The sequence below is a fragment of the Stenotrophomonas sp. S4 genome (assembly GCF_054187805.2).
In genome coordinates this window covers 4088069-4114165 of record NZ_CM196188.1, presented here as the reverse complement: position 1 = coordinate 4114165, position 26097 = coordinate 4088069, and the positions used below count along the sequence as shown (strand labels likewise).

The 26097-nt window shown below is 65.9% G+C and carries 28 protein-coding genes; 16 read left to right on the top strand and 12 right to left on the bottom strand.

Translation table 11 applies throughout. The features are described 5' to 3' along the window. Window positions 1–51: 51 nt before the first annotated feature. The 4 genes from ACUZUJ_RS19130 to ACUZUJ_RS19115 form a co-directional block, all read right to left on the bottom strand. Window positions 52–516 (bottom strand): hypothetical protein, encoded by a 465-nt coding sequence (locus tag ACUZUJ_RS19130; RefSeq protein ID WP_049445945.1) that lies wholly within the window; start codon window positions 514–516, stop codon window positions 52–54. A gap of 82 nt (window positions 517–598) precedes the next feature. Continuing rightward, window positions 599–736 carry a hypothetical protein gene (locus ACUZUJ_RS19125; RefSeq protein ID WP_157804500.1) on the bottom strand — a complete coding sequence of 46 codons (138 nt, stop codon included), beginning with the start codon at window positions 734–736 and terminating at the stop codon, window positions 599–601. Window positions 737–817: 81 nt separating this feature from the next. Then, complete coding sequence (locus tag ACUZUJ_RS19120) at window positions 818–2221, bottom strand: PqqD family peptide modification chaperone (protein ID WP_158298010.1); 1404 nt, start codon at window positions 2219–2221, stop codon at window positions 818–820. Between the two features lie 11 nt (window positions 2222–2232). Continuing rightward, window positions 2233–4053, bottom strand: a complete 1821-nt coding sequence (locus ACUZUJ_RS19115) for an ABC transporter ATP-binding protein (RefSeq protein ID WP_458220702.1) — start codon at window positions 4051–4053, stop codon at window positions 2233–2235. A 556-nt stretch (window positions 4054–4609) separates the two neighbouring features. On the opposite strand from ACUZUJ_RS19115, the gene ACUZUJ_RS19110 reads away from it, so the two are divergent. Next, window positions 4610–5041, top strand: coding sequence for a CBS domain-containing protein (locus tag ACUZUJ_RS19110; protein ID WP_049421412.1), 432 nt, complete (start codon window positions 4610–4612; stop codon window positions 5039–5041). Between the two features lie 66 nt (window positions 5042–5107). Here the strand turns inward: ACUZUJ_RS19110 and ACUZUJ_RS19105 are convergent, their stop codons facing one another. Further along, window positions 5108–5536, bottom strand: coding sequence for a VOC family protein (locus ACUZUJ_RS19105; protein WP_101766109.1), 429 nt, complete (start codon window positions 5534–5536; stop codon window positions 5108–5110). 91 nt (window positions 5537–5627) lie between these two features. Further along, a complete protein-coding gene (gene gloA / locus ACUZUJ_RS19100) occupies window positions 5628–6143 on the bottom strand; it encodes a lactoylglutathione lyase (protein WP_135967698.1) in 516 nt (171 codons plus the stop codon). 125 nt (window positions 6144–6268) lie between these two features. On the opposite strand from gloA, the gene ACUZUJ_RS19095 reads away from it, so the two are divergent. Then, entirely contained in the window at window positions 6269–7381 is a 1113-nt protein-coding gene (locus ACUZUJ_RS19095) for a PLP-dependent cysteine synthase family protein (protein WP_049444934.1), read from the top strand. A 69-nt stretch (window positions 7382–7450) separates the two neighbouring features. Here the strand turns inward: ACUZUJ_RS19095 and ACUZUJ_RS19090 are convergent, their stop codons facing one another. After that, a complete protein-coding gene (locus tag ACUZUJ_RS19090) occupies window positions 7451–7855 on the bottom strand; it encodes a hypothetical protein (protein ID WP_014038551.1) in 405 nt (134 codons plus the stop codon). Window positions 7856–8020: 165 nt separating this feature from the next. Between ACUZUJ_RS19090 and ACUZUJ_RS19085 the strand changes: the two genes are divergently transcribed. Further along, window positions 8021–10051, top strand: a complete 2031-nt coding sequence (locus ACUZUJ_RS19085; protein WP_458220703.1) for a M3 family metallopeptidase — start codon at window positions 8021–8023, stop codon at window positions 10049–10051. A gap of 121 nt (window positions 10052–10172) precedes the next feature. Here the strand turns inward: ACUZUJ_RS19085 and ACUZUJ_RS19080 are convergent, their stop codons facing one another. The 3 genes from ACUZUJ_RS19080 to ACUZUJ_RS19070 form a co-directional block, all read right to left on the bottom strand. Further along, window positions 10173–10976 (bottom strand): SDR family oxidoreductase, encoded by an 804-nt coding sequence (locus ACUZUJ_RS19080; protein ID WP_049444936.1) that lies wholly within the window; start codon window positions 10974–10976, stop codon window positions 10173–10175. Beyond that, window positions 10973–11539 (bottom strand): DUF1415 domain-containing protein, encoded by a 567-nt coding sequence (locus ACUZUJ_RS19075; protein WP_032129027.1) that lies wholly within the window; start codon window positions 11537–11539, stop codon window positions 10973–10975. Before ACUZUJ_RS19075 ends, ACUZUJ_RS19080 begins: the two co-directional genes overlap by 4 nt. A gap of 101 nt (window positions 11540–11640) precedes the next feature. After that, window positions 11641–12123: a YajQ family cyclic di-GMP-binding protein gene (locus ACUZUJ_RS19070; protein ID WP_014038547.1), complete on the bottom strand. Its 483-nt coding sequence runs from the start codon at window positions 12121–12123 to the stop codon at window positions 11641–11643. Window positions 12124–12309: 186 nt separating this feature from the next. Here ACUZUJ_RS19070 and ACUZUJ_RS19065 point away from each other — a divergent pair, with 186 nt between their 5' ends. The 5 genes from ACUZUJ_RS19065 to ACUZUJ_RS19045 all read left to right on the top strand — a co-directional run bounded on the left by ACUZUJ_RS19065 (window position 12310) and on the right by ACUZUJ_RS19045 (window position 15894). Then, window positions 12310–13206 (top strand): DMT family transporter, encoded by an 897-nt coding sequence (locus tag ACUZUJ_RS19065; protein WP_049444938.1) that lies wholly within the window; start codon window positions 12310–12312, stop codon window positions 13204–13206. Window positions 13207–13416: 210 nt separating this feature from the next. Continuing rightward, window positions 13417–14424, top strand: a complete 1008-nt coding sequence (locus ACUZUJ_RS19060; protein WP_014038545.1) for a methionine ABC transporter ATP-binding protein — start codon at window positions 13417–13419, stop codon at window positions 14422–14424. Then, window positions 14421–15110 (top strand): methionine ABC transporter permease, encoded by a 690-nt coding sequence (locus ACUZUJ_RS19055; RefSeq protein ID WP_014038544.1) that lies wholly within the window; start codon window positions 14421–14423, stop codon window positions 15108–15110. The genes ACUZUJ_RS19060 and ACUZUJ_RS19055 overlap by 4 nt, the downstream gene beginning before the upstream one ends. Before the next feature lie 195 nt (window positions 15111–15305). Continuing rightward, window positions 15306–15584: a type II toxin-antitoxin system RelE/ParE family toxin gene (locus tag ACUZUJ_RS19050; protein ID WP_049444941.1), complete on the top strand. Its 279-nt coding sequence runs from the start codon at window positions 15306–15308 to the stop codon at window positions 15582–15584. Window positions 15585–15594: 10 nt separating this feature from the next. Next, the gene (locus tag ACUZUJ_RS19045) at window positions 15595–15894 is read left to right on the top strand and encodes a HigA family addiction module antitoxin (RefSeq protein WP_006471116.1); all 300 of its coding nucleotides are present in this window, start codon (window positions 15595–15597) and stop codon (window positions 15892–15894) included. 40 nt (window positions 15895–15934) lie between these two features. Here ACUZUJ_RS19045 and ACUZUJ_RS19040 read toward each other — a convergent pair whose 3' ends face one another. Next, the gene (locus ACUZUJ_RS19040; protein WP_049444944.1) at window positions 15935–16537 is read right to left on the bottom strand and encodes a lipocalin family protein; all 603 of its coding nucleotides are present in this window, start codon (window positions 16535–16537) and stop codon (window positions 15935–15937) included. A 127-nt stretch (window positions 16538–16664) separates the two neighbouring features. On the opposite strand from ACUZUJ_RS19040, the gene ACUZUJ_RS19035 reads away from it, so the two are divergent. Both ACUZUJ_RS19035 and ACUZUJ_RS19030 read left to right on the top strand, forming a co-directional pair. Further along, complete coding sequence (locus tag ACUZUJ_RS19035) at window positions 16665–16988, top strand: hypothetical protein (protein ID WP_049444946.1); 324 nt, start codon at window positions 16665–16667, stop codon at window positions 16986–16988. Between the two features lie 69 nt (window positions 16989–17057). Continuing rightward, window positions 17058–19154 carry a prolyl oligopeptidase family serine peptidase gene (locus ACUZUJ_RS19030; protein ID WP_458220704.1) on the top strand — a complete coding sequence of 699 codons (2097 nt, stop codon included), beginning with the start codon at window positions 17058–17060 and terminating at the stop codon, window positions 19152–19154. Window positions 19155–19320: 166 nt separating this feature from the next. On the opposite strand, the gene ACUZUJ_RS19025 is transcribed toward ACUZUJ_RS19030, so the two are convergent. Further along, entirely contained in the window at window positions 19321–20508 is a 1188-nt protein-coding gene (locus tag ACUZUJ_RS19025) for a pyridoxal phosphate-dependent aminotransferase (protein ID WP_458220705.1), read from the bottom strand. Window positions 20509–20652: 144 nt separating this feature from the next. On the opposite strand from ACUZUJ_RS19025, the gene ACUZUJ_RS19020 reads away from it, so the two are divergent. The 6 genes from ACUZUJ_RS19020 (at window position 20653) to xerC (ending at window position 26021) form a co-directional block, all read left to right on the top strand. Then, window positions 20653–22764, top strand: coding sequence for a S9 family peptidase (locus ACUZUJ_RS19020; RefSeq protein WP_049443715.1), 2112 nt, complete (start codon window positions 20653–20655; stop codon window positions 22762–22764). Window positions 22765–22818: 54 nt separating this feature from the next. Then, on the top strand, window positions 22819–23244 hold the full coding sequence (locus ACUZUJ_RS19015) for a YbaN family protein (RefSeq protein WP_014038537.1): 426 nt from the start codon (window positions 22819–22821) through the stop codon (window positions 23242–23244). A gap of 82 nt (window positions 23245–23326) precedes the next feature. Further along, window positions 23327–23599 carry an LPS translocon maturation chaperone LptM gene (gene lptM, locus ACUZUJ_RS19010; RefSeq protein WP_049443713.1) on the top strand — a complete coding sequence of 91 codons (273 nt, stop codon included), beginning with the start codon at window positions 23327–23329 and terminating at the stop codon, window positions 23597–23599. Next, window positions 23592–24443 carry a diaminopimelate epimerase gene (dapF, locus tag ACUZUJ_RS19005; RefSeq protein ID WP_101766103.1) on the top strand — a complete coding sequence of 284 codons (852 nt, stop codon included), beginning with the start codon at window positions 23592–23594 and terminating at the stop codon, window positions 24441–24443. The genes lptM and dapF overlap by 8 nt, the downstream gene beginning before the upstream one ends. Further along, window positions 24440–25114, top strand: coding sequence for a DUF484 family protein (locus ACUZUJ_RS19000; RefSeq protein WP_510468054.1), 675 nt, complete (start codon window positions 24440–24442; stop codon window positions 25112–25114). The genes dapF and ACUZUJ_RS19000 overlap by 4 nt, the downstream gene beginning before the upstream one ends. 16 nt (window positions 25115–25130) lie before the next feature. Continuing rightward, window positions 25131–26021: a tyrosine recombinase XerC gene (gene xerC, locus ACUZUJ_RS18995; RefSeq protein ID WP_458220706.1), complete on the top strand. Its 891-nt coding sequence runs from the start codon at window positions 25131–25133 to the stop codon at window positions 26019–26021. Window positions 26022–26097 lie beyond the last annotated feature (76 nt).

The following is a 26097-nucleotide window of genomic DNA, read 5'->3' as shown; positions in this document are numbered from 1 at the left end:
TGTGCGGCGGAGAGAGTTCCTCATGTCCCGCTGCGTCAACGGCTGCCTCCGCTACTTGCGTGCAACCTCTCGCATGGGCCAGTCGTACGGCATGCCGGGGTTGTCGCCATAGGCGACTACGGCACGCTTTCCACGCAGGGCGAACGTCCTGTCCACGCTGACCCACGCCACGCTCTCCCCGGAAGCCAGCAGGGGGGACTGGCTGGTCAGGACAAAAGCCTCACCGTCGGCATTGAATCGAAGCGTCTGGTTCTCAATACGCCCGTGCGCCTGGGCCCCGGGGAACGTACTGGTCGAAAGCGTGATCAGGCCGAACTGCGGGACATAGACAAAGAGGTACCCGATCTCGGTTCTGGAGATGGAAAAATGGCTGGCGATCGCGGCGTTGCCACGATAGAGCGTGCCATCGGTGATCGAGAATCCGGCCGAGGGCGTGAATGTTGAATGGGGCGCTGCCGAGGCACTCATGGCTGCCACGGCAAAGACGATTCCCATCAGGTGAACATGGCGTTTCATGCGATGTCCCTAGTGGAATTTTCTGGTGCGTTGTCAGGATCCCCCCTTGAGCATTGGCTCAAGGGGGGATTTTCAGCCGGCTTTACAGCTGCTGCATCGAGTCATCGCCGCTGCCGCTGCCACCACCCGCACCGCCGCCGCTGCATGCACAGCCGCAACCACATGCGCCTGCAGCTGCCTGCAGGTCCTGCGTACCGGTAAACACCTGAGGATTGAACATGCTGTTTTCTCCTTCGTTGTGTACAACCATGAGCCGTGCACATGCACGGCCCGCCTTTAACCGCAACACGGGCTCACGGCACTACGCACAGACACCTTCCGTGGCGTGAAGCGGCAACTCGCAGTTTGCCCACATGCGGTCGACGGCAAGCTTCTCGAGATGCCTGCAGTAGAGTTCGTTGTGCTTTTCGAACTCACCATAGACATTGAAGGCGGTAGACCTGCATCCGCCGTTGCAGAAGTACTTGACGTCGCAATGCCTGCAGACATCCAGATTGTCGACAACCGCCGTCCTGACGCGACGCATGACGGGCGATGTGTCATAGATCTCCTTGATATCCAGTTCCCTGACGTTTCCGCAGATGAACTGGTCGAAATGCATCGTCTGGCACGGGTATACGAATCCCGCCGGATCAACACTGAACTCACCTTCGCCCACGCCACAGTGGTTGCGCGGCACGACGGGGGATGGGGGCGCGGTCTTCACCGGTTGCGGCGTACGGCCTCGCAGATAGTCCCGGGTACGGTTCTGGGCGAGTCCCCATTCGGCCAGGGTGGGGATCTGCTGGATGCTCAGCTCCTGGTGATCGCCGGCCTGGAACAGGATCGGAGCGAGGCCGTCAACACCGAGATCATCGAGCGCGAACTCGTAGATCTCCTTCATGAACCCGATGTTCTTGTCAGTCAGCGCGGGCACCAGCGAGATGCGTGGGCCGGGCTTGCCGCGCCGCTTGCGAACCTCAACCAGCTTGCGGATGCCGCGGATCGTTGGTGCGAACGTGTTGCGTCCCCGGTAGCGCTCATGCATGTGCCGTTCATGCCCATCCAGGCTGATGGTCACCATGTTGACGAACTCGCAGAGCTTCTCGGCGACCGCATCCTTGATCAGGATGCCATTGGTCAGTACCTCGATCTTGAGCGTGCTGCTCAGGGATCGGGCGTGCTCGAACAGTTCCAGCGCGTCTGGTCTCATCAGTGGCTCGCCACCGGTGAAGACCAGGTGCTTGACGCCGTTCTCGACCAGTCGGGTTATCAGCGCCTTGCTCTCGTCGGTGGTCAGGATCGAAGCGATCCTGCCCTGCTTCTCCATCTTGATCTTGTACTCCCGATCACTCTTGTTGTAGCAGTACGGGCACTTGAGGTTGCAGTTGTTGGTGAGGTGCATGTACACCGTGTGTGCGAAAGCACGAGGACCAAAGGTCGGCCGTTCGCCTTCGTCGTACTCGTCGTGGTGCAGGAAGCCGACGCTGGAAAGATCGTCAACGAACTGATGCACTGCCGTGCGCGCAATGTCCTCGGTCATGCCGAAGCGCTCGACGATTTCGCTGACGATGTCCTCGGTGGTCCGGTACAGCTGCAACCGGGTCAGGATGAAGTGGCCGGAATCGTTCACCCGCACCCATTTGAAGTTGTGCGGGTCGAAGTAGAGGTACCAGCCATCCCGATTCCACATGCGGACGCGGGGGGGGAGCATCACCATGTTCATTGTCGATCCTCTCAGGTCGTTTCCATTCCGATGGGGTCTTTCCCGTGGACGTGCTGCGACTGGAACTGTTGCAGGAACAAGCGAGCGTATGCCCCCTGCGAGGCGATGAGTTCTTCGTGGGTCCCCTCTTCGACCAGCACGCCCTTCTCGATGAGGACGATCCTGTCGGCCAGCATCAGGGTCGACAGGCGATGGGCGATGATGATGGTTGTCCTGCCCCGGCATAGCGACTGCAGGCTTCGCTGGATGGCTTCCTCCGACTGCGAATCCAGCGCCGATACCGCCTCATCGAGGATGAGGATCCGGGGGTCACGCAGGAACATGCGGGCGAGTGCGATCCGCTGGCACTCGCCGCCCGACAGGGTGAGCCCACGCTCACCTACGCATGTCTCGTAACCTTGAGGGAGGCTGCTGATGAAGTGGTGGGCATTGGCATTGCGGGCAGCGGCGACCACTTCTTCCTGCGTTGCCATCGGCCGTCCGAGGCGGATGTTGTCCAGGATGCTTCCGGTGAACAGGAACGCTTGCTGCTCGACAATACCGATGGCCGCCCGGAGATCTGGAAGCGCGACACTGCGGATGTCGGATCCATCGATCAGTATCTGTCCTGCCTGGATCTCATTGAGTCTTGGCAGCAGGCGGACCAGCGAGCTTTTCCCCGCGCCCGAATGGCCGACCAGGGCGATCGTTTCGCGCCCAGCGATGGTCAGGCTGAAATCCTGGAATACCTTGGATTCGGGTTTGTAGGCGAAGTCGATGGCGCGGAATTCGACCCGTCCCTGGGAGAGCCTGAAGGTCTCTCCATGAGCTTGCTCGGGTTCTTCGTCGAGGAATTCATAGATCCGCTGCACCGCAGAGGCCGCCTGCTGGATGCCGATGTTGGCGGCAACCAACGCGTTGACCGGGGCATACAGGAAGTTCATCAGCGAAAGAATGCCGACGACCTGGCCGAGCGACATCTCACCCTGTGTTACCAGGTGCAGTCCGTACCACAGCACGAAAGCTGTGCTGAGCGAGGTGACCAGGCTGGTGCCGATGCCGCTGACGACGCCGAACCAGTTGGTCCGCACGTAGACGCCTTTGAGTGTTTCCAGTCGCTGCGTCATCAGTTCGCCCTGGCTGTTCTCCTGGCCGAGCGATTTGATGGTGGCCACACCGGCCAGGCGCTCGCTGATCGCTGCGGATGTGGCCGCCTGTTGTTCCTGCATGTCCGCGCTGAGCGAGCGCATGCGCTGGTTGGTGAAAAGACGAATGCAGCCGAATGGGATGATGGTGAGCAGCAGCACCGCGCCCATTCGGGGCTGCAGGTAAAGGATGATCGCGGCGCCGACGACGAAGGTCAGGGCATTGACCGCGATGGTCACGAAGTTCCTGACCAGCGCGCCTTCGACGGCGCGCGCATCGTTCATGAGGCGGGACTGCAGGTAGGTCGAGTGCTTGTTGGTGAAGAACTTGAGCGGGAGTGACTGCAGGTGCCGGAACAGCGTCGATTGCGCGTCGACGATGATCGACTCCTTCAGCGTCAGCGTTACGCTTTCATTGATGTAGGAGAACGCGTGGCGAAGCAGGATGAGCGCAACCAGTGCCATTCCCAGCTGATTGACGATGCTGAAAGCGCGCTTTTCGACAACGACATCGATGATGTGCATCGTCAGCAGCGGAACGGGCAACTGGAGCAGCACCGACAGGACCATCAGGCTGGCCGCCAGCGTTACGGATGCCTTCCGGTGCCCGATGAAATCCCGCCAGAAGCGCCTGAGCAAAACCGACAGCGCGCTTTGCGAAGCGCGGGGGGCTACATCGGCGTTATGCCGGTTCTTGTCCAATTCCATATGTATGGCTCATGAACATCCTGTTATGAGCGTTAAGTACCTGTGCCATGTAAGGCTGTCAAGGCAGGGTGCGCAATTCTTTTCCTTGTGGATGCGCGAGGAGCGCTGCGGCGCGAGAGCCGATCTGCCCGGATCGGTTGCCGTGCCTCCCTTTCACGCCCTTCAGGCGGGGCGCTCACGGCGGAAGTGGTACGCGGTCGGATGATTTTGTCCGGCCTGTCGGCGCGGAGCACGGGATCTTGAGTGCGCAGATCTCGACGCATTCAGCGTCGGTTTCAACCACGGTGCCATTCTCTGGATCGTCAGTAGGTTCCCACGACGAACTGTCCTATCGATGCCGGTAGTGACCGATGGTCGCAGTCGTAGAATCGATTTGACCGAGGTCCGGGTTGAGCGGTTGAGCCCACCTCGTTCGCGTTGCAGCACGTCGTCTGCCGATCCATTCCAAGCGGCAGAGGGGTGCGCCAGACGTGCGCTGAAAGGTCTGTTCCCGGGGAGGGGGCGTATCGGAAGAGCACACTTTTTTGACTTCAGTGACCTGCACCAGGAAACAAGAATGAACGTCCGCGAACTCCTGCAATCCAAGAAAGAAGCTGTCATCACCATCGACGCCGAAGACACCATCGGTGCCGCCGCCCACAAGATGAGCGCGAACAAGATCGCTGCGCTGGTGGTGATGAAGGACGATGCCCCGGTGGGCATCATTTCCGAAAAGGACATCGTGCGTACCCTGGCCGACGACGGCCCGCAGGCCGGCCGTCGGGTGATTTCCAGCCTGCCGTCCACCGGCCTGGAAGGCATTGCGCCGGAAGCGACCCTGAAGCAGGCCATGTCGTTGATGACGTACTCGCGGCGCCGTCATCTGATGGTCACTGAAGGCGCCCGCCTGGTCGGCATCCTCAGCCTGGGCGATATCGTGAAGAACCTGTTGGGCGAGCTGGAACTGGAAAAGGCCGTGCTTCAGGACATCTACATGGCCGCCCACTGAGGCTGCGGCACTGGAAGCAGAGAAGCCGGGCATTGCCCGGCTTCTTCGTTCACGGCATCGGTGAAATCAGAAAGTGACCTTCACCGAGTCGGCGCTGTAGTTCGCCGGGCCGTGGTAGACCACTTCGATGTTGTTGCCATCCGGATCGAGCACGAAGGCACCGTAGTAGCCCGGATGGTAGGGGCGTTCGCCTGGCGCGCCATTGTCGGTGCCGCCGGCAGCGATTGCGGCGGCATGGAAGGCATCGACGGTGGCGCTGTCGCGCGCCTGGAAGGCCAGGTGGTGGCGGCCGGTCAGCTGGCCGGCGGCGGCCTCGCTGCTGGCGCTGGAAATGAACAGCTCGTCGGCCCAGAAGTAATCATCGCCTTCGCCGGCGATCGGGATGCCGATCGTATCGAACACCGCCTGGTAGAAGCGGCGGCTGGCGGCGAGGTCGCGTACGACCAGCTGGATGTGGTCGATCAGGCGGCCGCGGTGCAGTTCCATCGTTTCCATACGAACCTCGCAAAAAAGGGGACGGAGGGGATTAAGTCGCTTCCGGCCCAATAGTGCCAGAAACGACTTAATCCCCTCCGTCCCCTTTTTGTCAGTTGGCGATGATCTCGACCCAGTAGCCGTCCGGGTCCTTGATGAAGGCCAGGTTCTTCATGCGGCCGTCGGTCAGGCGCTTCTGGAAGGTCACGCCGAGGTCTTCGAAGCGCTGGCAGGCGGCTTCGATGTCCGGCACCGACACGCAGATGTGGCCGAAGCCGCGCGGGTCGCTGTTGCCGTCGTGGTAGACCGCGCCGTCCTGGGCCTCAGTGCCATGGTTGTGGGTCAGTTCCAGCACGCCCGGCAGGCCGGCCATCCACACGCGGCGCTGGGCGTCGTCTTCCGGCACCAGCGCGCCGGCCGGCACGTAGGCCAGGAAGTACAGGCTGAACTGGGCGTCCGGGAAGTCGCGCTTGTCGATCAGCTGGTAGCCGAGCACGCGGGTGTAGAAGTCCAGCGAGGCGGTGATGTCCTTCACCCGCAGCATGGTGTGGTTGAACACGAAGCCGCTGGTTTCGGCCGGGGCCTGGGCGGCGACGCCGGGGACATCGCGCAGGGCGGGAATGGTCATGGGGGAGGTCCTTCAGACAGGGCCGTTGCCGGCCGGATGGCTTCATTCTACCGGCCCGCACCTGACGGCACCGCGACGTACAATGGCCGGATCGCACCGTTCCGTCCTGATAACGATTGCCCGCCATGTCGCAGCGTGAATGGGTGGCCGCCGCCATCCGCAAGATCGAAGCCGATTTCAACCGTTCCGCCGATACCCACCTGATCCCGCTGGCGCTGCCCGGGTTCGAGGGCATCGACCTGTACCTGAAGGACGAGTCGAGCCATCCCACCGGCAGCCTCAAGCACCGGCTGGCGCGCTCGCTGTTCCTGTATGCGTTGACCAACGGCTGGTTGCGCGAGGGCCGGCCGGTGATCGAGGCCTCCAGCGGCTCGACCGCCGTCTCCGAAGCCTATTTCGCGCGCCTGCTGGGCCTGCCGTTCATTGCGGTGATCCCGGCAACCACCTCGCCGGAAAAGATCGCGGCGATCGAGTTCCACGGGGGCCGCTGCCACCTGGTCGAGCGCGCCTGCGACCTCAACTGTGATTCGGAAAAGCTGGCTCGCGAAACCGGCGGCCACTTCATGGACCAGTTCACCTATGCCGAGCGCGCTACCGACTGGCGCGCCAACAACAACATTGCCGAATCCATCTTCAAGCAGATGGCCGAGGAGCCCAGCCCGGTTCCGGAGTGGATCGTGTGCAGTCCCGGCACCGGCGGTACCGCCGCCACGCTGGGGCGTTATGTCAGCTATCGCCGGCATGACACCCGCATCCTGTGCGCGGACCCGGAAGTGTCGGTGTTCTTCGACGGCTACAAGGCTGCCGTGGCCGGTGAACAGGACTGGCGCGGACTGACCTGCAGCGGTGGCTCGCGCGTGGAAGGCATCGGCCGGCCACGCGTGGAGCCGAGTTTCATCCCGACCAGCGTCGATGCGATGGTGAAGGTGCCCGACGCGCTGAGCCTGGCCGCGATGCGCCATGTCAGCCGCCAGCTCGGCCGCCGTGTCGGTGGCTCCACCGGCACCAATTTCATCGGCGTGCTGCAGGCGGCGCAATGGATGCGCGAGGCGGGCCACCAGGGCAGCATCGTCAGCATCCTGTGCGACAGCGGCGAGCGCTACGCGCAAAGCTATTACGATCCGTCGTGGTACGCGCGGCAGGGCATCGATGTCGACGGCGCCGATGCACAGTTGGCCGCAGCGGTGGCCGGGCAGGGGTTGCCGGAACTGCCGTGGTGCAGCCTGGAAGCGTTGTAGCGCCCTTGTAACGTCGAGCCATGCTCGACTCCGGGAAAGAGCCGTCGAGCATGGCTCGACGCTAGAGATTCAATACCCCGCCGCGGTGAACGCATCCAGCACCGCGTCGCGCAGCGCATCCGGCAAGGCCTCGATGTCCATCGCGCGGTCATCCAGGTGCAGGCTGGGGTCCAGGATGCTGGCACGGCCCTGGGCCAATGCCTGCAGCCACAGCAGCACGCAGATCACGAACTCGCGCTCGTGGCCCAGTTGCAGCTGGCTGGCGCCGCGCTCGACCACTTCGAACGGGTACCACTCCTGGGCGTCGTTGAAGGTGCCGCCCTGCTGCAGCACCGCCTGCAGCTGCTGCAGGTGGCGCGGGGCGTCATCGCCGGCATCGCACAGCGCGGCGATCCAGGTCAGTTCGGCCGGGCTGGCGGACAGCGCCAGCGACCGCGCCGGTGAGGTGGATGCAACTGCAGCCAGACCTTCCATGTGGGGCCTCGTTCGGTACCTACCGCTGCGGACTCCCCCGCAGCCAGAGCTTCGGTGCGTGACCGTAAGGCCGATGTGAATGCCGCGCCCCCTTGTCAGCCACGCCTGCCAGCGCCATATCTACCGGGCTGCCCGCCCGCCGGGCCCGTTCCCTGGAGATCTGCCGTGACCGTTGCCAACCCCCTGCTCGATGTTTCCGGCCTGCCGCGCTTCGAGGCGATCCGCCCCGAGCACGTTGCACCGGCGCTGGATGTGCTGCTGGCCGAGGCCGAAGCCGCCGTCAGCAAGGCCGAGCAGGTGCAGCCGGTGCGCTGGGAGACGTTCGTCGCCCCGCTGGACGATGCCACCGAGCGCCTGTGGCGCGCCTGGGGCCTGGTCGGCCACCTGCAGGGCGTGGTCAACACCCCGGAACTGCGTGAGGCCTACAACAGCAACCTGCCGCGGGTGACCCGCTTCGCCAGTGCGCAGGGCCAGAACCTGGCGCTGTACCGCCAGTACCAGGCACTGGCCGCCAGCCCGGAGGCCGCGCAGTTCGACGAGGCCCAGCGCAAGGTGCTGGACAATACGCTGCGTGATTTCCGCCTGGGGGGGGCCGAGCTGGCGCCCGAGGCGCAGCAGCGCTTTGCTGCGATCAAGGAAGAACTGTCGGCGCTGTCGGCGAAGTTCTCGCAGAACGTGCTCGATGCCACCGATGCGTGGTCGCTGATCATCGAGGACGAAGCGCGATTGAACGGCCTGCCGGAGGACGTGAAGGCCGCCGCGCACGCTGCGGCGGAAAAGGAGGGCAAGTCCGGCTGGAAGCTGACCCTGCAGATGCCGTGTTACCTGCCGGTGCAGACCTGGGCCGAAGACCGCGACCTGCGCGAGATCCTGTACCGCGCCAGCGCGCAGCGTGCATCCGAATTCGGCGATGACGCCCTGGACAACAGCAGTAACATCGACCGCATTCTCGCCCTGCGCGCGGAGCTGGCCGAGCTGCTCGGCTTCGCTTCGTACGGCGATTATTCGGTGGCGACCAAGATGGCGCAGGATCCGGCCGAAGTGCTGGGTTTCCTGCGCGACCTGGCCGCGCGCGCCAAGCCGTTCGCCGCCAGGGACCGCGCCGAACTGGAGCAGTTCGCACGCGAACAGCTCGGCATTGACAGCCTGCAGGCCTGGGACCTGGCATTCGCCGCCGACCGCCTGAAGCAGGCGCGCTACAGCTATTCAGAGCAGGAAGTGAAGCAATATTTCACCGAACCGAAGGTGCTGGGCGGCCTGTTCTCGGTGATCGAACAGCTGTACGGCCTGCGCGTGCAGGAGGACAGCGCGCCGGTGTGGCACGAAGATGTGCGCTTCTACCGCCTGGTCGATGCGCAGGGCGCGCTGGTGGGCCAGTTCTACCTGGACTTGTACGCGCGCGAAGGCAAGCGCGGTGGCGCGTGGATGGACGATTGCCGCAACCGTCGCGTGCGTGGGGATGGCAGCGTGCAGACGCCGCTGGTCTACCTGGTGTGCAACTTCGGCCGTGGTGCCAACGGCAAGCCGGCCACCTTCAGCCACAACGAAGTGACCACGCTGTTCCATGAGATGGGCCATGGACTGCACCAGCTGCTGACCCGCATCGGCGAGCTGGGCGTGGCCGGCATCAACGGCGTGGAATGGGACGCGGTGGAGCTGCCCAGCCAGTTCATGGAGAACTTCTGCTGGGAATGGGAGCACCTGCAGGCAATGACCGCGCACGTGGACAGTGGCGAGCCGCTGCCGCGCGCGCTGTACGAGCGCATGCTGGCCGCGCGCAATTTCCACAGCGGCATAGCCACCGTGCGCCAGCTGGAATTCGGCCTGTTCGACATGCTGCTGCACAGCCAGTTCGAACCGGCGCAGGACAGCGTGCTGGCACTGCTGGACCGCGTGCGCGCGGAAGTGGCCGTGAACCACCCGCCGGTCTGGAATCGCTTCCCGCACCAGTTCAGCCATATCTTCGCCGGTGGTTACGCCGCGGGTTACTACAGCTACAAGTGGGCCGAAGTGCTCAGCGCCGATGCCTACGCCGCGTTCGAGGAAGCGCCGCAGGCACTGGCTGAAACCGGTGCACGCTTCCGCGATGAGATCCTGTCGCGTGGTGGCAGCCGCCCGGCGGCGGAGAACTTCAAGGCCTTCCGCGGCCGCGCGCCGCAGATCGACGCGCTGCTGCGCCACTCGGGCATGGCGTAAGCGCAAAAAAAAAGGGGACGGAGGGGATTAAGTCGTTTGTGCACAAACGACTTAATCCCCTCCGTCCCCTTTTTTCCCGGGCCAACCAAGGTTGGCCTCTACCTGGCGTCCCGGCTTGTGATCATTCGGCGTAGATCATCTTCCGGGTCATGCCGCCGTCGACGATGAAATCCTGGCCGGTGCTGAAACCGGACAGTGATGACAGCAGGTACACCGCCAGCGCGCCGATGTCTTCGGGGCGGCCGACCCGGCCGACCGGGTGCTGTGCCTGGTCGATGGCCGAGTACTCCGGCGCGTGTCGTCGCGAGGGGGCCTGCCAGGCGGTGGTTCCGACCCAGCCCGGACTGATGCTGTTGACCCGCACCGTTGGGCCGGCACTGATCGCCAGCGCATGGGTGAACGCCACCAGCCCACCTTTGGCCGCAGCGTAGGCCTCGCTGTGCGCTTCGGATTGCCAGGCGCGGGTCGAGGCGATGTTGATGATCGCGCCGGCAGCACTGGCCGTCAGCGCCGGTAGTGCGTGCTTGCTGCACAGGAAGGCACCGTGCAGCGAGGACAGCCGGCGCTGCCACTCGTCCCAGTCCATGTCCTGCAGCAGCGTGCCATGCGGTCCGGCGATGCCCGCGTTGTTGACCAGCCCGTCGATGCGGCCGAAACGCTGCAAGGCGACGGCGATGAAGTCGCGCACGCTGGCTTCGTCGGTGATGTCCAGGCGCTGGAATGCGGTGTCGTCACCGCGCTGCCATTCCGCCAGACACGCATCGCCGGCCTCCACGTCCAGGTCGCCGATCAGCACGCGTCCGCCGGCACCGAGCACCGCCTGGGCGATGCCACGGCCGATGCCGTTGGCGCCGCCGGTGACCAGCACCACCTTGCCCGACAGCGGCGCGGCCGGCCATGCGGCAATCGGCGGCACCGTGCTCACGTCAGGTCTTCGCCACGCAGGCGGCGATGCCAGCCGTCCACGCCGATGCGGTCCAGGGTCTGGATGTTGCGCTCGACGATCACGTCCGGGTCCGGATAGACATCCACCGCGCGCGCCACGCTGTCTTCGCGCAGCAGGTGCAGGGTGGGGAAGGGCGCGCGATTGGTATAGTTGCTGGCGTCGTCCGCGGCCACGCCGTCGAACTGGTAGTCCGGGTGGAAGCTGGCCACCTGCAGGATGCCCTGCAGGTCCAGTGCCTCGATCGCGGCGTCGGCGTTGTCGAGGAAATCGTTGTAGTCGAGGAAATCGGTCAGCACCTGCGGATGCACGATCAACGTGGTGTCGATCTGTTCGGCCGGCGTATCGCGCAGCAGCACCAGTTCCTCGGCCAGCTGCTCAACCAGGGCTTCTGGCGTGGTCGCATCGCTGAGCACGATGCGGACCTGGTCCTTCACATACACCGCCTTGGCGAACGGACACAGGTTCAGGCCGATGACGATGCGCTCCAGCCACAGGCGGGTGGCGGCGATCGGGTCATCGGTGGGCAGGTGGGAATCGGTCATGGCGGGCACGTCGGCTGGCGGGGCCGCCATTGTAGGCGCGTCGCTGGCAACGCGCCGTCGTACCTGCCGCTGGCAGCGCCGGGGCGTGCCCGGCGGATGCCTCAGTCGCGGAAGTTGTTGAACTGCAGCGGCAGCTCGAACTTGCCGGCCTTGAGCACGGCGATGGCGTCCTGCAGGTCGTCGCGCTTCTTGCCCTGCACGCGCAGCTTGTCGCCGTTGATCTGGCTTTCCACCTTCAGCTTGGCATCCTTCAGCGCCGCCGCGATCTTCTTGGCGATCTTCTGCTCGATGCCCTGCTTGACGGTGATCTTTTGCCGGGCCTGGGCCAGGTTGGTCTCGATGTCGCCGAACTCCAGGCTGAGCACGTCGATGCCGCGTGCGGCCAGGCGTGCGCGCAGGATGTCGTTCATCTGCTTGAGCTGGAACTCGGTCGGCGCGGTCTGGTTGATCACATCGCCATCGCGCTCGAACTTGGCGTCCACGCCCTTGAAGTCGAAGCGGGTGCTCAGTTCGCGGTTGGCCTGGTCGATGGCGTTGGTCAGCTCGTGGGTGTCGACTTCGGACACGACGTCGAAGGAAGGCATGGGCGATGCTCCGCAGGATTCAGTGGTGGCCATTCTATCGCGAGGGCCCGCATGACTGCCTTCTGTAGAGTCGAGCCATGCTCGACCGCTGTGTGAAGAACAGTCGAGCATGGCTCGACTCTACAGAAGGGCGGCAGTTGAGCATGGCTCGACTCTACAAGCCGGTGTGGTCGGCGATAATGGGCCATGAACGTGCAACGCTCCCCCTCGCGTGCGGTGGCCTGGATGGTCGCTGCGGTCGCCTGTTTCTCGCTGATGGACGCTGGCATGAAGCAGCTGTCGGCCAGCTATCCGACCCTGGAAGTGACCTTCCTGCGCGGCGCGGCCTCGTTGCCGTTCGTGCTGGTCTGGGTGCTGGCCAGCGCCGGGCCGCGCTCGCTGGTGCCGCGTCGCTGGGGCCTGCACCTGCTGCGTGGCGCGCTGGGCATGGCGATGATCGGCTGCTTCGTGTTCGCCCTGCGCGACCTGCCGCTGTCCACCGCCTACACCATCTATTTCGTCGCCCCGCTGCTGATCGCCGCACTGTCGGTGCCGCTGCTGGGCGAACGGGTCGGGCCGCGGCGTTGGGTCGCCATCGGCATTGGCCTGGTCGGCGTGCTGGTGGTGCTGCGACCGGGCGTCGACGGTTTCATCTCGGTGCCCGGCCTGATGGTGCTGGCCGCCGCCACCGCCTATGCCGTGGCGGCGATCACGGTCAGCCTGCTGACCCGCACCGATACCTCGCAGTCGATGGTGGTCTGGTTCCTGGTGATCATGGCCATCGGCGCCGGCCTGCTGTCCCTTCCCGGCTGGGTGCCGCTGCAGCTGGCGCATGCGCCGCTGATCGCCGGCATGGGCCTGGCCGGGGCGCTGGGCCAGATCGCCCTGACCAAGGCGTTCCAGCTGGGCGAGGCTTCGATGATCGCGCCCCTGGAATACAGCGGGCTGGTCTGGGTGATCGGCTGGGACCTAGCCTTCTGGGGCCAGCTGCCCGATGGCTATACCTGGGTGGGTGCGGCGATCATCGTCGCTTCCGGCCTGTACCTGCTGCACCGCGAGCGGGTGAACCGGCAGGAACCGCCGAAGCCGCTGGATCATCCCTGAGTCGGCTGGGCCAGGGAATGGGGTCAGAGCCCCTGCGGGGATCCGACCCCGGGGTCGGATCCCCGCAGGGGCTCTGACCCCAGCCAACGCGCCGGTGCGGGTGCCTTAGAACCAAAAGGAATAACATTCTGGCCCATGGCGCGGGCGCGCGACCGCCTGCGCTGGTAGGCTGCACGCCCCCTTCCGTCACCCAGCCGGTGAGCCACGCCCGTGATCGAGTTCCAGCGCCTGCACAAATCCTATGCCGTTGCCGGCCGCGAAGTCAGCGCGCTGCAACCGCTGGACCTGACCATCGAGGCCGGTGAGGTATTCGGCATCATCGGCCATTCCGGCGCTGGCAAGTCGACCCTGATCCGCATGATCAACCGCCTGGAAGAACCCAGCGGCGGACGGCTGCTGATCGGTGGCGAGGATGTCACCGCACTGGACGCGGATGGCCTGCGCACGCTGCGCCGGCGCATCGGCATGATCTTCCAGCACTTCAACCTGCTGTCGTCGCGCACGGTGGCCGGCAATGTCGCCTTCCCGCTGGAGCTGGCCGGCACGCCGAAGGCGGAGATCGACGCGCGCGTGGCCGAGCTGCTGCAGACCGTGGGCCTGGAAGCGCATGCGCAGAAGTACCCCGCACAGCTGTCCGGTGGCCAGAAGCAGCGCGTCGGCATCGCCCGTGCGCTGGCGACCCGCCCGCAGATCCTGCTGTGCGACGAGGCCACCAGCGCGCTGGATCCGCAGACCACGGCCTCGGTGCTGTCGCTGCTGTCGAAGATCAACCGCGAGCTGGGCCTGACCATCGTGCTGATCACCCACGAGATGGACGTGATCCGCCGTGTCTGCGACCGCGTTGCCGTCCTCGACGCCGGCCAGATGGTCGAGACCGGACCGGTTACCCGGGTGTTCCTGCATCCGCAGCACCCGACCACGCGCCGGTTCGTCAGCGAATCGGAGCACGTGGACGAAGGGGCGTTGCACCGCGATTTCGACGTGGTGGGCGGGCGCATCGTGCGCCTGACCTTCCTCGGCGGCGATACCTACGAACCCCTGCTCGGCAGCGTCGCGCGCCAGACCGGGGTCGACTACAACATCCTGTCCGGCCGCATCGACCGGATCAAGGACACCCCCTATGGCCAGCTGGTGGTCGCCCTGGTGGGCGGTGACCAGTCCGCCGCGCAGGCCGCCTTCGTGGCTGCCGGCGTGCATGTCGAGGAGCTGCGTCGATGATCATCGCCACTGCCGGCGGTTTCTTCCGCCACCTGGATGCGGGCAAGTGGGCCGACATCGGCCAGGCCACCATCGACACCCTGCTGATGCTGCTCGGTTCGCTGCCGCTGACCCTGGCCATCGGCCTGCCGCTGGGCGTGCTGCTGTACCTGTTCGGTGCGCCGCAGATGAAGCGCCGTCCGTTCGCCTATGGCGTGCTGGCGCTGGTGGTGAACCTGCTGCGCTCGGTGCCTTTCATCATCCTGATGATCGTGCTGATTCCGGTCACGCTGTTCCTGATGGGAACGTCGCTGGGCGTGCGCGGCGCGATCGTGCCACTAGTGATCGGCGCGGCGCCCTTCTATGCGCGCCTGGTCGAGACCGCGTTGCGCGAAGTGGACCGTGGCGTGATCGAGGCGACCCAGGCGATGGGCGCCACCACCTGGCAGCTGGTCACCCGGGTGCTGCTGCCGGAAGCGCGGCCGGGCCTGATCGCCGGTGCGACGGTCACCACCGTGGCCCTGATCGGCTTCACCGCGATGGGCGGTGCGATCGGTTCCGGCGGCCTTGGTGACCTGGCGTTCCGCGATGGCTACCAGCGTTCGCACACCGACGTGGCCCTGGTTACCGTGGTCCTGCTGCTGGTGCTGGTGCAGCTGCTGCAGATGCTCGGCGACCGCCTGGTCGCGCATTACAGCCGCAAGTAACGGGCGCCGGGCATCGTTCGGGTAGTGCCGGCCGTTGGCCGGCAGCCTGTAGCCTGCAGAGTGTCGATATTGTGCCTGTCATAGCGCCAGGCTCTGGAAGCCGCCACGCCCATCAGGAATCGATATCGCCAGACTGGGACTGGCAGCACATCGCGTTCCTTGGTATGTTCCGTTAAACGTAATACGTTTTGCGGAATGATCCGTTCATTCCGCTGCAAGCAGACCCGCGCCCTGTTTGAAGGAACCTGCCCACGCGCCTGGCGCCAGATCCGGCGAGTGGCGGAACGCAAACTGCAGCTGCTCGACTCGGCACAGACGTTGGCCTTCCTGCGCAGCCCGCCCGGGAATCGTCTTGAGGCGCTGTCAGGCGATCGAAGAGGGCAGTACAGCCTTCGCATCAGCAATCAATGGCGGCTCTGCTTTACCTGGACCGACGGCGGCGCCGATGCCGTGGAAATTGTTGACTATCACTGAGGTGCCCGCCATGAAGCGTCCCCACAACGGCATGCGCGCCATCCATCCTGGCGAGATCCTGCGCGAAGAGTTCCTGCTGCCCCTGGCGCTGAGCGTGAATGCGCTGGCGAAGGCCCTGGATGTGCCCGCAACGCGACTGCACGCCATCGTGCACGGCCAACGCAGCATTTCGGCGGACACTGCAGCGCGGCTGGCGCGGCATTTTGGTGGGGATGCCGCGTCCTGGCTCGCGATGCAGGCGGCCTACGATCTCAAGACATTGCCAACGCGCAGCGAAATCGAACGCCGGGTGCAGCCACGCGCGGCGTGAAGTCCGGGCGCACGGACCCGGTTCCGCACCCGCGATCCGATCAACGCGCGTTCGGTACTTCGTAGCCCAGCTTGCCGACCTGTTCCGGATGCTGCGGCACGCGCTTGAGCTTGTCGGTGTTCACGCCGTACTCGTCGCGCAGGCGCTCGGCCAGCTCCTTGTACAGGGCCTTGTCCATGTCCGGCTTGCGCGCGAAGATCCAGGCCATCTCGCGGCCCGGATAACCGATCAGTGCCCACGAGTAGTCGGGGGCGACTTCCAGCACCCGCGAATGGGTCGGCACCACGCGATAGAACCAAGTTCGCCAGCCGTGGTTGCCGCTGTCCGGATCGACGCTGGCACGTGCGCGTATTTCCTGCAGCGGTTCGCCGAAGCCATCACGGTAGCGGTAGGTGATGCCGACCTTGTGCTCGTCGCGCAGCTCGTACTCGTTGACGCTGGCGACATGCCCGCGTTCGATGAAGTTCGGCACGCGGCCGATCACATACCAGGTGCCCATGAAGCGCTTCAGGTCGATCGGCGCCCCCGGGGCGGCCGCGTCGGTGGCGCTGGCGCGGGGCGACGGCGGCTCACTGGCGGCCATGGCAGGACCTGCCAGGGACAGAGCCAGCAGCACGGCGCAGAACGGGCGGATCGAAGTCATGCGGGAGCGGGCTCCAGTGGGCTTGCACGCGCATGGTCGACTGTGTGCACGCGATCCGTCAATGGTGTCGCATCCTGTGAGAAGGGGCTTGCCCAAGCTGTGTTGCATTGTCTACCGGAGAAGCCCCATGAATGCTCGTTCCGTCCGTCGCCCTGCAACTGAACGCGTCATCGAACGCGCCGACCCGCGCCTGCTGCGCGGCGTGCAACAGCTGGCCCTGGCCGGACTGGCGCTGGTACTGGTCTGGCCGGCGGCACGTGGCAGCAGCGCATGGCTGGGCTGGCTGCCGATGTGGCTGGTGGGCATGCCGCTCACGGCCTGGTGGGCGCTGCTGCGCTTTCCGCTGCCGCGCCTGTCATGGCGGCGGCTGGCGCGGCGTACCGGTGGACAGGCGCGCCGTCGGCCGGCTCCCGCCGCACGCGGCCGGCGCAGTCCGGCGGCCACGGCCTGACCTTCGACACGGGGGAGGCTGCGACATTCCGTGCTAGCGTTCCACGGCTTATGACTGCCTGGAGCTGCAATGTCACGACTCGCTTCCGCCTGCCTGTTGGCCGGCATGATGACCGCTGCCTCGGTGGGGACCGCCGTGGCCGCTGAAGACACCGATCGCTACGCCTGGCTGGAGGACGTCACCGGCGACAAGCCACTGTCCTGGGTCAAGGAACAGAATGCCAAGTCCGAGGCGCGCCTGGCGCAGACTCCGGCCTTCAAGCAGATGGAGACCAGCATCCGCGAGGTGCTCGACTCCGATGCCAAGATCCCCGGCGTGCAGAAGATCGGCGACTACTACTACAACTTCTGGAAGGACCAGCAGCACGAGCGCGGCCTGTGGCGCCGCACCACCCTGGCCGAGTACCGCAAGGCCTCGCCGCAGTGGGAAACCGTGCTCGACCTGGATGCGCTGAACAAGGCCGAGGGTGAGAACTGGGTCTGGCACGGCGCCGATTGCCTGCGCCCGGATTACAGCCGCTGCCTGATCGCGCTGTCGCGCGGCGGCGCCGACGCCGACGTCACCCGTGAGTTCGACCTGGCCAACAAGACCTGGATCAAGGACGGCTTCTTCCGTCCGGAGTCGAAGGGTGGCCTCAACTGGGTCGACCGCGACACCGTGTTCGTCTACACCGACTTCGGTGCCGGCACGATGACCACGTCCGGCTATCCGCGCGTGGCCAAGCTGTGGAAGCGCGGCACGCCGATGGCCTCGGCCACCGTGGTGTACGAAGGCAAGCCGGAAGACATGTACATCGCGGCGATGCACGATGACACCCCGGGCTTCGAGCGCAACCTGGTCAGCCGCACGCTGGCGTTCTACAACAACGAGCTCTACCTGCGTGGCGACGACGGCACGCTGACCAAGATCGACGCGCCGAACTCGGCCGAGAAGGGCCTGCACAAGCAGTGGCTGACCCTGGAACTGCGCGATCCGTGGACCGTGGGCGGCAAGACCTACGCGTCCGGTTCGCTGCTGGCGACGAAGCTGGACGACTTCCTGGCCGGCAAGCGCGACTTCGAGGTGCTGTTCACCCCGACCGCGACCACCTCGCTGGCCAGCGCCATCTGGACCAAAAGCCACCTGGTGCTGAACGTGCTGGACGACGTCAAGAACCGCCTGTCAGTGCTGACCCCGGGCGCAGATGGCTGGAAGACCAGCCGCTTCGTCGGCGCGCCGGCCTTCGGCACGCTGGCCGTGGGCGCGGTGGACAGCAATGACAGCGACGCGGTGTGGCTGACCGCCACCGATTACCTGACCCCGACGACGCTGGCGCTGGCCGAGATCGGCCAGGCACCGGAAACGCTGAAGACCATGCCGGCCTTCTTCGATGCCAAGGGCAAGGTGATCGAGCAGCACTTCGCCACCAGCAAGGACGGCACCCGCGTGCCGTACTTCGTGGTGCACGACAGGGCGATGAAGCTCGATGGCTCCAATCCGACCCTGCTGTACGGCTACGGTGGTTTCGAGATCTCGCTGACCCCGAGCTATTCCGGTGGCATGGGTCGCGCCTGGCTGGAGAAGGGCGGCGTGTACGTGGTCGCCAACATCCGTGGCGGCGGCGAGTACGGCCCGCGCTGGCACCAGGCGGCGCTGAAGCAGAACCGCCACAAGGCCTATGAAGACATGGCCGCGGTGGCGCGCGATCTGGTCAAGCGCAAGATCACCACCGCCAAGCACCTGGGCGTGCAGGGTGGCAGCAACGGAGGCCTGCTGACCGGCAACATGCTGACCCAGTACCCGGAACTGTTCGGTGCGGTGGTGGTGCAGGTACCGCTGCTGGACATGAAGCGCTACAGCCACCTGTTGGCCGGCGCCTCGTGGATGGCCGAGTACGGCAACCCGGACACCAGCGACTGGGAGTTCATCAAGACCTTCTCGCCGTACCACCTGTTCAACGCGAAGAAGAACTACCCGCCGGTGCTGTTCACCACCTCCACCCGCGATGACCGCGTGCACCCGGGCCACGCCCGCAAGATGGCGGCGAAGATGATCGACGCCGGCAAGGACGTGACCTACTACGAGAACATCGAAGGTGGCCACGGCGGCGCAGCCAACAACGCGCAGGCCGCGCACATGTCGGCGCTGGCCTACAGCTTCCTGTGGGAGCGGTTGGGCGGCAAGTAAGCAGAACGGAAAACGCCGCCTTCGGGCGGCGTTTTTCTTTGGGGCCACATATCCACGCATGGCGTGGATCTACCCATGAACGTCACGCATGGCGTGGATCTACCTATGTACCGTGCGCTGGAACAGTAGATCCACGCCATGCGTGGATGCCGTTCGCGCCGGGCGATCAGGCACCCCAGCGCTTCAACCCACGCGCGATGCGCGCCACCGCCTCCTGCAACCGCGGCACTTCCTGGGTGTATGCCAGCCGCACATGCTGGTTGGCGCGGTGGAAGCCGAAGTCCAGGCCCGGGGTGAACGCCACGTGCTCGGTTTCCAGGAAGTGGGCGCAGAACGCCTGCGCGTCGTCGGTGAACGCGCTGACATCGGCGTACAGGTAGAACGCGCCCTGCGGCTCGACTTCAATGCGGAAGCCCAGCTCGCGCAGCGCGGGCAGCAGGAAATCACGGCGCTGCCGGAACGCCTCGCGGCGCTGTTCGAAGATCGCCATCGATTCCTCGCTGAAGCAGGCCAGCGCGGCATGCTGGGCAATGCTCGATGCGCTGATGTACAGGTTCTGCGCCAGCTTCTCCAGATCGGGTACCGCTGACGGCGGTGCCACCAGCCAGCCCAGCCGCCAGCCGGTCATGCCGAAGTACTTGGAGAAACTGTTCAGCACGAACGCGCTGTCATCCACCTGCAGCACGCTGGGTGCATCCAGGCCGTAGGTCAGGCCGTGATAGATCTCGTCCACCACCAGGTGGCCGCCGCGCGCGTGCAGAGTCTGCGACAGGGCGGCCAGTTCGTCGGCGGACAGCACGGTGCCGGTCGGATTGGCCGGTGAGGCGACCAGCGCGCCGACGCTGTCGGCATTCCAGTGCTGTTCCACCAGGGACGGGGTCAGCTGGTAGGCGGTGTCCGGGCCGACCGGCACCAGCTGTGCGCCGCCTTCGACGAGGCGCAGGAAGTGGCGGTTGCAGGGGTAGCCCGGGTCGGCCAGCAGCCAGTGGCGGCCGGGATCGACCAGCAGGCTGCTGGCCAGCAGCAGCGCACCGGACCCGCCCGGGGTGACCAGGATGCGTTCGGGATCGATGTCCAGCCCATAGTGGCTGCGATAGAAGCCGCTGATCGCCTGGCGCAGTGCCGGCAGGCCACGCGCGGCGGTGTAGCGGGTGTGGCCGGCGGCCAATGCGGCCTGGCCGGCACGCACGACGGGTTCGGCAGTGGTGAAGTCCGGTTCGCCGATTTCCAGGTGGATCACATCGTGGCCGGCCTGCTCCAGCGCCTGTGCGCGGGCCAGCAGGGACATCACGTGGAACGGGGCGATTTCATGGCTGCGCCGGCTGTAGCCCGGCGTGTGGGGCAGGGTACTCATGGAGCCCATGGTACGCCGGCCGGCATGGCCCATGACGATCCGCAGGGTTGCCGCTTGGCCGCGATTGGGGTCAGATCCCTTTTCGGGAAAAGGGATCTGACCCCGCCGAAGACCATTGCATTGATGCGCCTGGAACCTTATCTCATGAAATCCACCCTCTGCCTGTTACTCGCCAGCCTGATGACCACCACTGCTACCGCCGCCACGCCGCCCGTTCCGCCGGATGCCGCCAAGCATCCGCATGTGGTCAAGGCGCCGTTCGGCGCGACCCGCAACGATGACTATTACTGGCTGCGCGACGACAAGCGCGAGAACAAGGAGATGCTGGCCTACCTGCAGGCCGAGAATGCCTACGCCGACCAGCTGCTGGCACCACTGAAGCCGCTGGAGGACACCCTGTACAAGGAGATCGTCGGCCGCATCAAGCAGGACGATTCCAGCGTGCCGGCGCGCGAGCGCGGCTACTGGTACTACAGCCGCTTCGAGACCGGCCAGGACTACCCGATCCACGCGCGCCGCAAGGGCAGCATGGAGGCGGCCGAGGAAATCCTGCTGGACGTCAACGCGATGGCCGCCGGCAAGGGCTACTTCAGCGTCGGCTCGATGGAAGTGAGCCAGGACAACCAGCTGCTGGCCTGGGCCGATGACGATGTCGGCCGCCGCCAGTACACGATCCGCTTCAAGGACCTGGCCACCGGCCAGGTGCTGCCCGATGTGATCACCGGCAGTTCCGGCGACCTGGTCTGGGCCGACGACAACCGCACCGTGCTGTACGTCGAGAACGATCCGGAAACGCTGTTGACCGTGCGCGTCAAGAAGCACGTGCTGGGCACCCCGGCCAGCACCGACACCGTCGTCTACGAAGAGAAGGACGACAGCTTCTACATGGGCATCGGCCGCACCCGCGACGATCGCTTCATCACCATCGGCGTGCACAGCACCGTGTCCTCGGAAGAGCGCTACGCGCCGGCCAGCGACCCGACCACCTTCACCGTGCTGGCGCCGCGCCAGCGTGATGTCGAGTACGACGCCGACCACTACGACGGCCGCTGGGTGATCCGCACCAACGACGGTGCGAAGAATTTCAAGCTGGTCACCGCACCGACCGATGCCACCTCGCGCGCGCAGTGGAAGGACTGGATCGCGCACGACGATGCGGTGTTCATCGAAGGCTTCGAGCTGTTCGACAGCTACACCGCCATCGCCGAACGGTCCGAGGGCCTGGAGCGCATCCGCCTGCTGTTCAAGGATGGCCGCAGCGACTACGTGAAGGCCGATGAGCCGGCGTATTCGATGGGCTTGGGCGACAACACCGAGGCCGATACGCCGTGGCTGCGCTACGTCTACACCTCGATGACCACCCCGACCACCGTGTTCGAGCTGAATACCGCCACCGGCGAGCGTCGCCAGCTGAAGCAGCAGCCGGTGATCGGCTATGACGCCTCGAAGTACGAGACCGACCGCGTCTGGATCACCGCTCGCGATGGCGTGAAGGTGCCGGTGTCGCTGGTCTACCGCAAGGGCTACCAGAAGGACGGCAAGGGCGCGCTGTTCCAGTACGCCTACGGCAGCTACGGCATGTCGATGGACCCGTACTTCAACCAGACCGCGGTGAGCCTGCTCGATCGTGGCGTGGTGTATGCCATCGCCCACATCCGCGGCGGCCAGGAGATGGGTCGCGACTGGTACGAGAACGGCAAGCTGCTGCACAAGCAGAACACCTTCAACGACTTCGTCGACGTCACCCGTGGCCTGGTGGCGCAGGGCTGGGCGGCGAAGGATCGCGTGGCCGCGTCCGGCGGCAGCGCCGGTGGCCTGCTGATGGGTGCCGTGGCCAACCAGGCTCCGCAGAATTACCGGGTGATGGTGGCGCAGGTGCCGTTCGTCGACGTGGTCACCACCATGCTCGACCCGACCATTCCGCTGACCACCAACGAATACGACGAGTGGGGCAACCCGGAGCAGAAGCAGTACTACGACTACATGCTGTCCTACTCGCCCTACGACAACGTGAAGCCGCAGGCCTACCCGGCGCTGTTCGTGGGCACCGGCCTGTGGGATTCGCAGGTGCAGTACTGGGAGCCGGCCAAGTGGGTGGCCAAGCTGCGTGACGACAACACCGGCCACTACCCGATCCTGTTCCGCACCAACATGGAAGCCGGCCACGGTGGCAAGTCGGGGCGCTTCCAGCGCTATCGGGAGCTGTCCGAGTCTTACGCGTTCGTGCTGCAGCAGCTGGGCATCGCCCAGCCGTAACGGCGAAGGGGTGCCGGGCGCTGCCGGGCACCCCGAACCGGTATCCTTGCGGCCATGAGCCTGCCCGAGCCATCTGCACCCCGCGATACCGCCACGCCGCCGCGCGTGGTGCGTTTCCGTTGGGCGTGGTGGCTGCTGGCCTACGTCAGCCTCGGTACCGGCATCGTCGGCATCTTCGTTCCGGGCCTGCCGACCACCGTATTCATCCTGATCTCGGCCTGGGCTGCATCACGTGGGTCCGAACGCCTGCACACCTGGCTACTGCAGCATCCGCGTTTCGGCCCGGCCATCGCCAACTGGCAGGCGCACGGTGCGGTCAGCCGCTACGGCAAGTGGATGGCCACGATCACCATGGCGGTGTGCGCCGCGATCATGCTGTGGTGCGTGCCGATCGCCTGGGTGAAGTGGTTCTCGATCGGCAGCATGACCGTGGTGGCGATCTGGCTGTGGACGCGACCGCTGCCACCGCCCGCGGATTGAGCGCCTGCGGGAGTGCCGGCCGCTGGCCGGCAACCCGATCCCCTGCACGAACCGCTCAGCCGCCAATGGCTATACTCGGGGCATGAAGATCCCCCATCGAAACGCCATCCTGATTCCGCTGGCAGCGGCCTCGCTGCTGCTCCTCGCCGCCTGCGGCAACAAGGGCCCGCTGGTACTGCCGCAGAAGCCGGTGCCGGTGGAAGAAACCGTCGAACCCGCAGCCGAGCCCGCCACCGAGGCGACCCCGGCGGAGACCCAGGGAACCGCTACCCCGGCCACGACCGTGGACCCGGCTGCACCGGCCACCCAGCCGGCACCCGCGCCAGCGAAGAAGGCGGGCAGCGGGAATGAGTAAGGCCGGTTCCAAGGCCCTGCGCTTCAGCAAGATGCACGGCGCGGGCAATGATTTCGTAGTGATCGACCTGCGTGACGGCACTGCGCCGCCCACGCCTGAACTGGCCGCGCGCCTGGCCGACCGCCACACCGGCGTCGGCTGCGACCAGATCCTGACCATCGAGGCGCCGCGTGCGGACGGTTCGGTGGCCTCGTACCGCATCTGGAATGCCGACGGTTCCAACTCCGAACAGTGCGGCAACGGCGCGCGCTGCATCGCCGCCTGGCTGGTGCGCGAGGGCAGTGCGCAGGGCGATGCATTCGTCATCGACAGCCCGCTGGCCAGCCATGAAGTGAAGGTGCTCGGTGATGGGCAGTTCGCGGTGACGATGGGCGTGCCCGCCTTCGAGCCGGCCAACGTGCCGCTGATGGGGTTTGCACACCCGCGCGAGGAATACCTGCTGCCGCTGCAGGGCGAGAGCGTACGCTTCGCCGCGGTGTCGATGGGCAACCCGCATGCGGTGATCGAAGTGGGCCTGATCGATGCCGCACCGGTCGAGCGCGTCGGTGCGCTGCTGCAGCAGCATGCATCGTTCCCGCGCTCGGTGAACGTGGGCTTCGCCCAGGTGATGAGCCCGGCGCATGCCCGCCTGCGCGTGTTCGAGCGCGGCGTCGGCGAGACCCTGGCCTGCGGCAGTGGTGCCTGTGCCGCCGCAGTGACCCTGATGCAGCGTGGCCGCCTGCAGCGCGATGCGCGCATCAGCCTGCCCGGCGGCGACCTGCGCATCCAGTGGCCGGGCGATGGCCAGCCGGTGGTGATGGCCGGCCCGACCGCATTCGTGTTCGAAGGGGAGTGGATCGCATGACCGAAACCGTCGACAAGCTCGGGGCCCATGAAGTCGCTGCCTGGTTGCGGCGTCATCCCGGCTTCCTCAAGCAGTTCCCGGACCTGGCCCTGACCCTGGTGGTGCCGCGCGATGACGGCCCGACCGCGTCGCTGGCCAGCTACCAGTTGGAAGTGCTGCGCGAGAAGAACCGCGAGCTGGCACGACGGTTGGCCGATCTGGGCGCGACCGCCCAGGTCAATGAACGCCTGGCGGTGCGCACGCACCAGCTGACTCTGGCACTGATGAAGCAGGACAACGCCGCCGACACCCTGCGTGCGATGGCCGCATCGCTGCAGGAAGACTTCGCCGGTGACCTGGTGCGGTTGGTGGTGCACGCGCCGGTGGCCGGGCTGGAACAGGCCGACTGGCTGCAGGTGATTGCTGCCGACGATCCGCAGCTGGGCCCGTTCCGCGATTGCCTGAACGACGGCGAGCCGATCTGTGGCCGCCTGCAGCCGGAAAAGAATGCCGTGCTGTACGGCGTGCGCAGTGAGGAAGTGCAGACCACCGCATTGCTGCCGCTGCCGGGCGTCGGCCTGATCGCGGTCGGCAGCCACAACCCGAACCGCTTCTACCCGGGCATGGGGACGTTGTTCCTGCGCATGATGGGCGACGCGCTGGTCACTGGCCTGAAGCGCTTCCCCGGCTGAGCAGGGCACGTCGACGATGAGCGCGGTACAGGCCTTCCTGCAGCACCTGCAGGTGGAGCGGCGGATGTCGGCCCATACGCTCGACGCCTACCGCCGCGACCTGGACGCGCTGTCGGCCTGGGCCGCGCCGCGTGGCATGGCAGTGGAGGCACTGGATGCCGACGCGGTGCGCCAGTTCGTCGCCGACGAGCACCGGCGTGGCCTGTCGGCCAAGAGCCTGCAACGCCGCTTGTCGGCCTGCCGCAGTTTCTACGCCTGGCTGCTCAAGCACGGGCGCATCGAGGTCAGTCCGGCAGCGACGCTGAAGGCGCCGCGCGCGCCGCGCCGCTTGCCCCAGGTGCTTGATGCCGACGAAGCCGTGCAGCTGGTCGAGCTGGAGCCGGAAGGTGAACTCGGCCGCCGTGACCGCGCGCTGCTGGAACTGTTCTATTCCTCCGGCCTGCGCCTGAGCGAAGTCTGCGCGCTGACCTGGCGTGACCTGGATTTCGACAGCGGCCTGGTCAACGTGCTGGGCAAGGGCAACCGCCAGCGCCGGGTGCCGTTCGGCCGGCCCGCACGCGAGGCGTTGCAGGCATGGCGTGCGGAAAGTGGCGGCGGTCCGGCCTCGCCGGTGTTCCCCGGCCGCAACGGGCCGATCAGCCAACGCGCGGTGCAGATCCGCATCCGCCAGCTGGCGCAGCGCCAGGGCCTGTTCAAGCACGTGCACCCGCACATGCTGCGGCACAGTTTCGCCAGCCACATCCTGGAATCGTCCGGCGACCTGCGCGGTGTGCAGGAGCTGCTCGGCCACGCCGACATCGCCACCACGCAGATCTACACCCACCTCGATTTCCAGCACCTGGCCAGGGTCTACGACGCTGCGCATCCGCGCGCCAAGCGCCGCAGCAAGGACGACAAGGCTGAATAGCCCGATCTTGATCTGGATCAGGGCAGGTCGGATGCAACCGGCGCACCGTGGCCGCAGGCCACGAGGACACTGCCGC

Coding starts and splice junctions, on each gene's coding strand:
- ACUZUJ_RS19130 (WP_049445945.1), bottom strand. CDS start 516: ATGAAACGCCATGTTCACCTGATGGGAATCGTCTTTGCCGTGGCAGCC.
- ACUZUJ_RS19125 (WP_157804500.1), bottom strand. CDS start 736: ATGTTCAATCCTCAGGTGTTTACCGGTACGCAGGACCTGCAGGCAGCT.
- ACUZUJ_RS19120 (WP_158298010.1), bottom strand. CDS start 2,221: ATGAACATGGTGATGCTCCCCCCCCGCGTCCGCATGTGGAATCGGGAT.
- ACUZUJ_RS19115 (WP_458220702.1), bottom strand. CDS start 4,053: ATGGAATTGGACAAGAACCGGCATAACGCCGATGTAGCCCCCCGCGCT.
- ACUZUJ_RS19110 (WP_049421412.1), top strand. CDS start 4,610: ATGAACGTCCGCGAACTCCTGCAATCCAAGAAAGAAGCTGTCATCACC.
- ACUZUJ_RS19105 (WP_101766109.1), bottom strand. CDS start 5,536: ATGGAAACGATGGAACTGCACCGCGGCCGCCTGATCGACCACATCCAG.
- gloA (WP_135967698.1), bottom strand. CDS start 6,143: ATGACCATTCCCGCCCTGCGCGATGTCCCCGGCGTCGCCGCCCAGGCC.
- ACUZUJ_RS19095 (WP_049444934.1), top strand. CDS start 6,269: ATGTCGCAGCGTGAATGGGTGGCCGCCGCCATCCGCAAGATCGAAGCC.
- ACUZUJ_RS19090 (WP_014038551.1), bottom strand. CDS start 7,855: ATGGAAGGTCTGGCTGCAGTTGCATCCACCTCACCGGCGCGGTCGCTG.
- ACUZUJ_RS19075 (WP_032129027.1), bottom strand. CDS start 11,539: ATGACCGATTCCCACCTGCCCACCGATGACCCGATCGCCGCCACCCGC.
- ACUZUJ_RS19070 (WP_014038547.1), bottom strand. CDS start 12,123: ATGCCTTCCTTCGACGTCGTGTCCGAAGTCGACACCCACGAGCTGACC.
- ACUZUJ_RS19065 (WP_049444938.1), top strand. CDS start 12,310: ATGAACGTGCAACGCTCCCCCTCGCGTGCGGTGGCCTGGATGGTCGCT.
- ACUZUJ_RS19055 (WP_014038544.1), top strand. CDS start 14,421: ATGATCATCGCCACTGCCGGCGGTTTCTTCCGCCACCTGGATGCGGGC.
- ACUZUJ_RS19050 (WP_049444941.1), top strand. CDS start 15,306: ATGATCCGTTCATTCCGCTGCAAGCAGACCCGCGCCCTGTTTGAAGGA.
- ACUZUJ_RS19045 (WP_006471116.1), top strand. CDS start 15,595: ATGAAGCGTCCCCACAACGGCATGCGCGCCATCCATCCTGGCGAGATC.
- ACUZUJ_RS19040 (WP_049444944.1), bottom strand. CDS start 16,537: ATGACTTCGATCCGCCCGTTCTGCGCCGTGCTGCTGGCTCTGTCCCTG.
- ACUZUJ_RS19035 (WP_049444946.1), top strand. CDS start 16,665: ATGAATGCTCGTTCCGTCCGTCGCCCTGCAACTGAACGCGTCATCGAA.
- ACUZUJ_RS19030 (WP_458220704.1), top strand. CDS start 17,058: ATGTCACGACTCGCTTCCGCCTGCCTGTTGGCCGGCATGATGACCGCT.
- ACUZUJ_RS19025 (WP_458220705.1), bottom strand. CDS start 20,508: ATGAGTACCCTGCCCCACACGCCGGGCTACAGCCGGCGCAGCCATGAA.
- ACUZUJ_RS19020 (WP_049443715.1), top strand. CDS start 20,653: ATGAAATCCACCCTCTGCCTGTTACTCGCCAGCCTGATGACCACCACT.
- ACUZUJ_RS19015 (WP_014038537.1), top strand. CDS start 22,819: ATGAGCCTGCCCGAGCCATCTGCACCCCGCGATACCGCCACGCCGCCG.
- lptM (WP_049443713.1), top strand. CDS start 23,327: ATGAAGATCCCCCATCGAAACGCCATCCTGATTCCGCTGGCAGCGGCC.
- dapF (WP_101766103.1), top strand. CDS start 23,592: ATGAGTAAGGCCGGTTCCAAGGCCCTGCGCTTCAGCAAGATGCACGGC.
- ACUZUJ_RS19000 (WP_510468054.1), top strand. CDS start 24,440: ATGACCGAAACCGTCGACAAGCTCGGGGCCCATGAAGTCGCTGCCTGG.
- xerC (WP_458220706.1), top strand. CDS start 25,131: ATGAGCGCGGTACAGGCCTTCCTGCAGCACCTGCAGGTGGAGCGGCGG.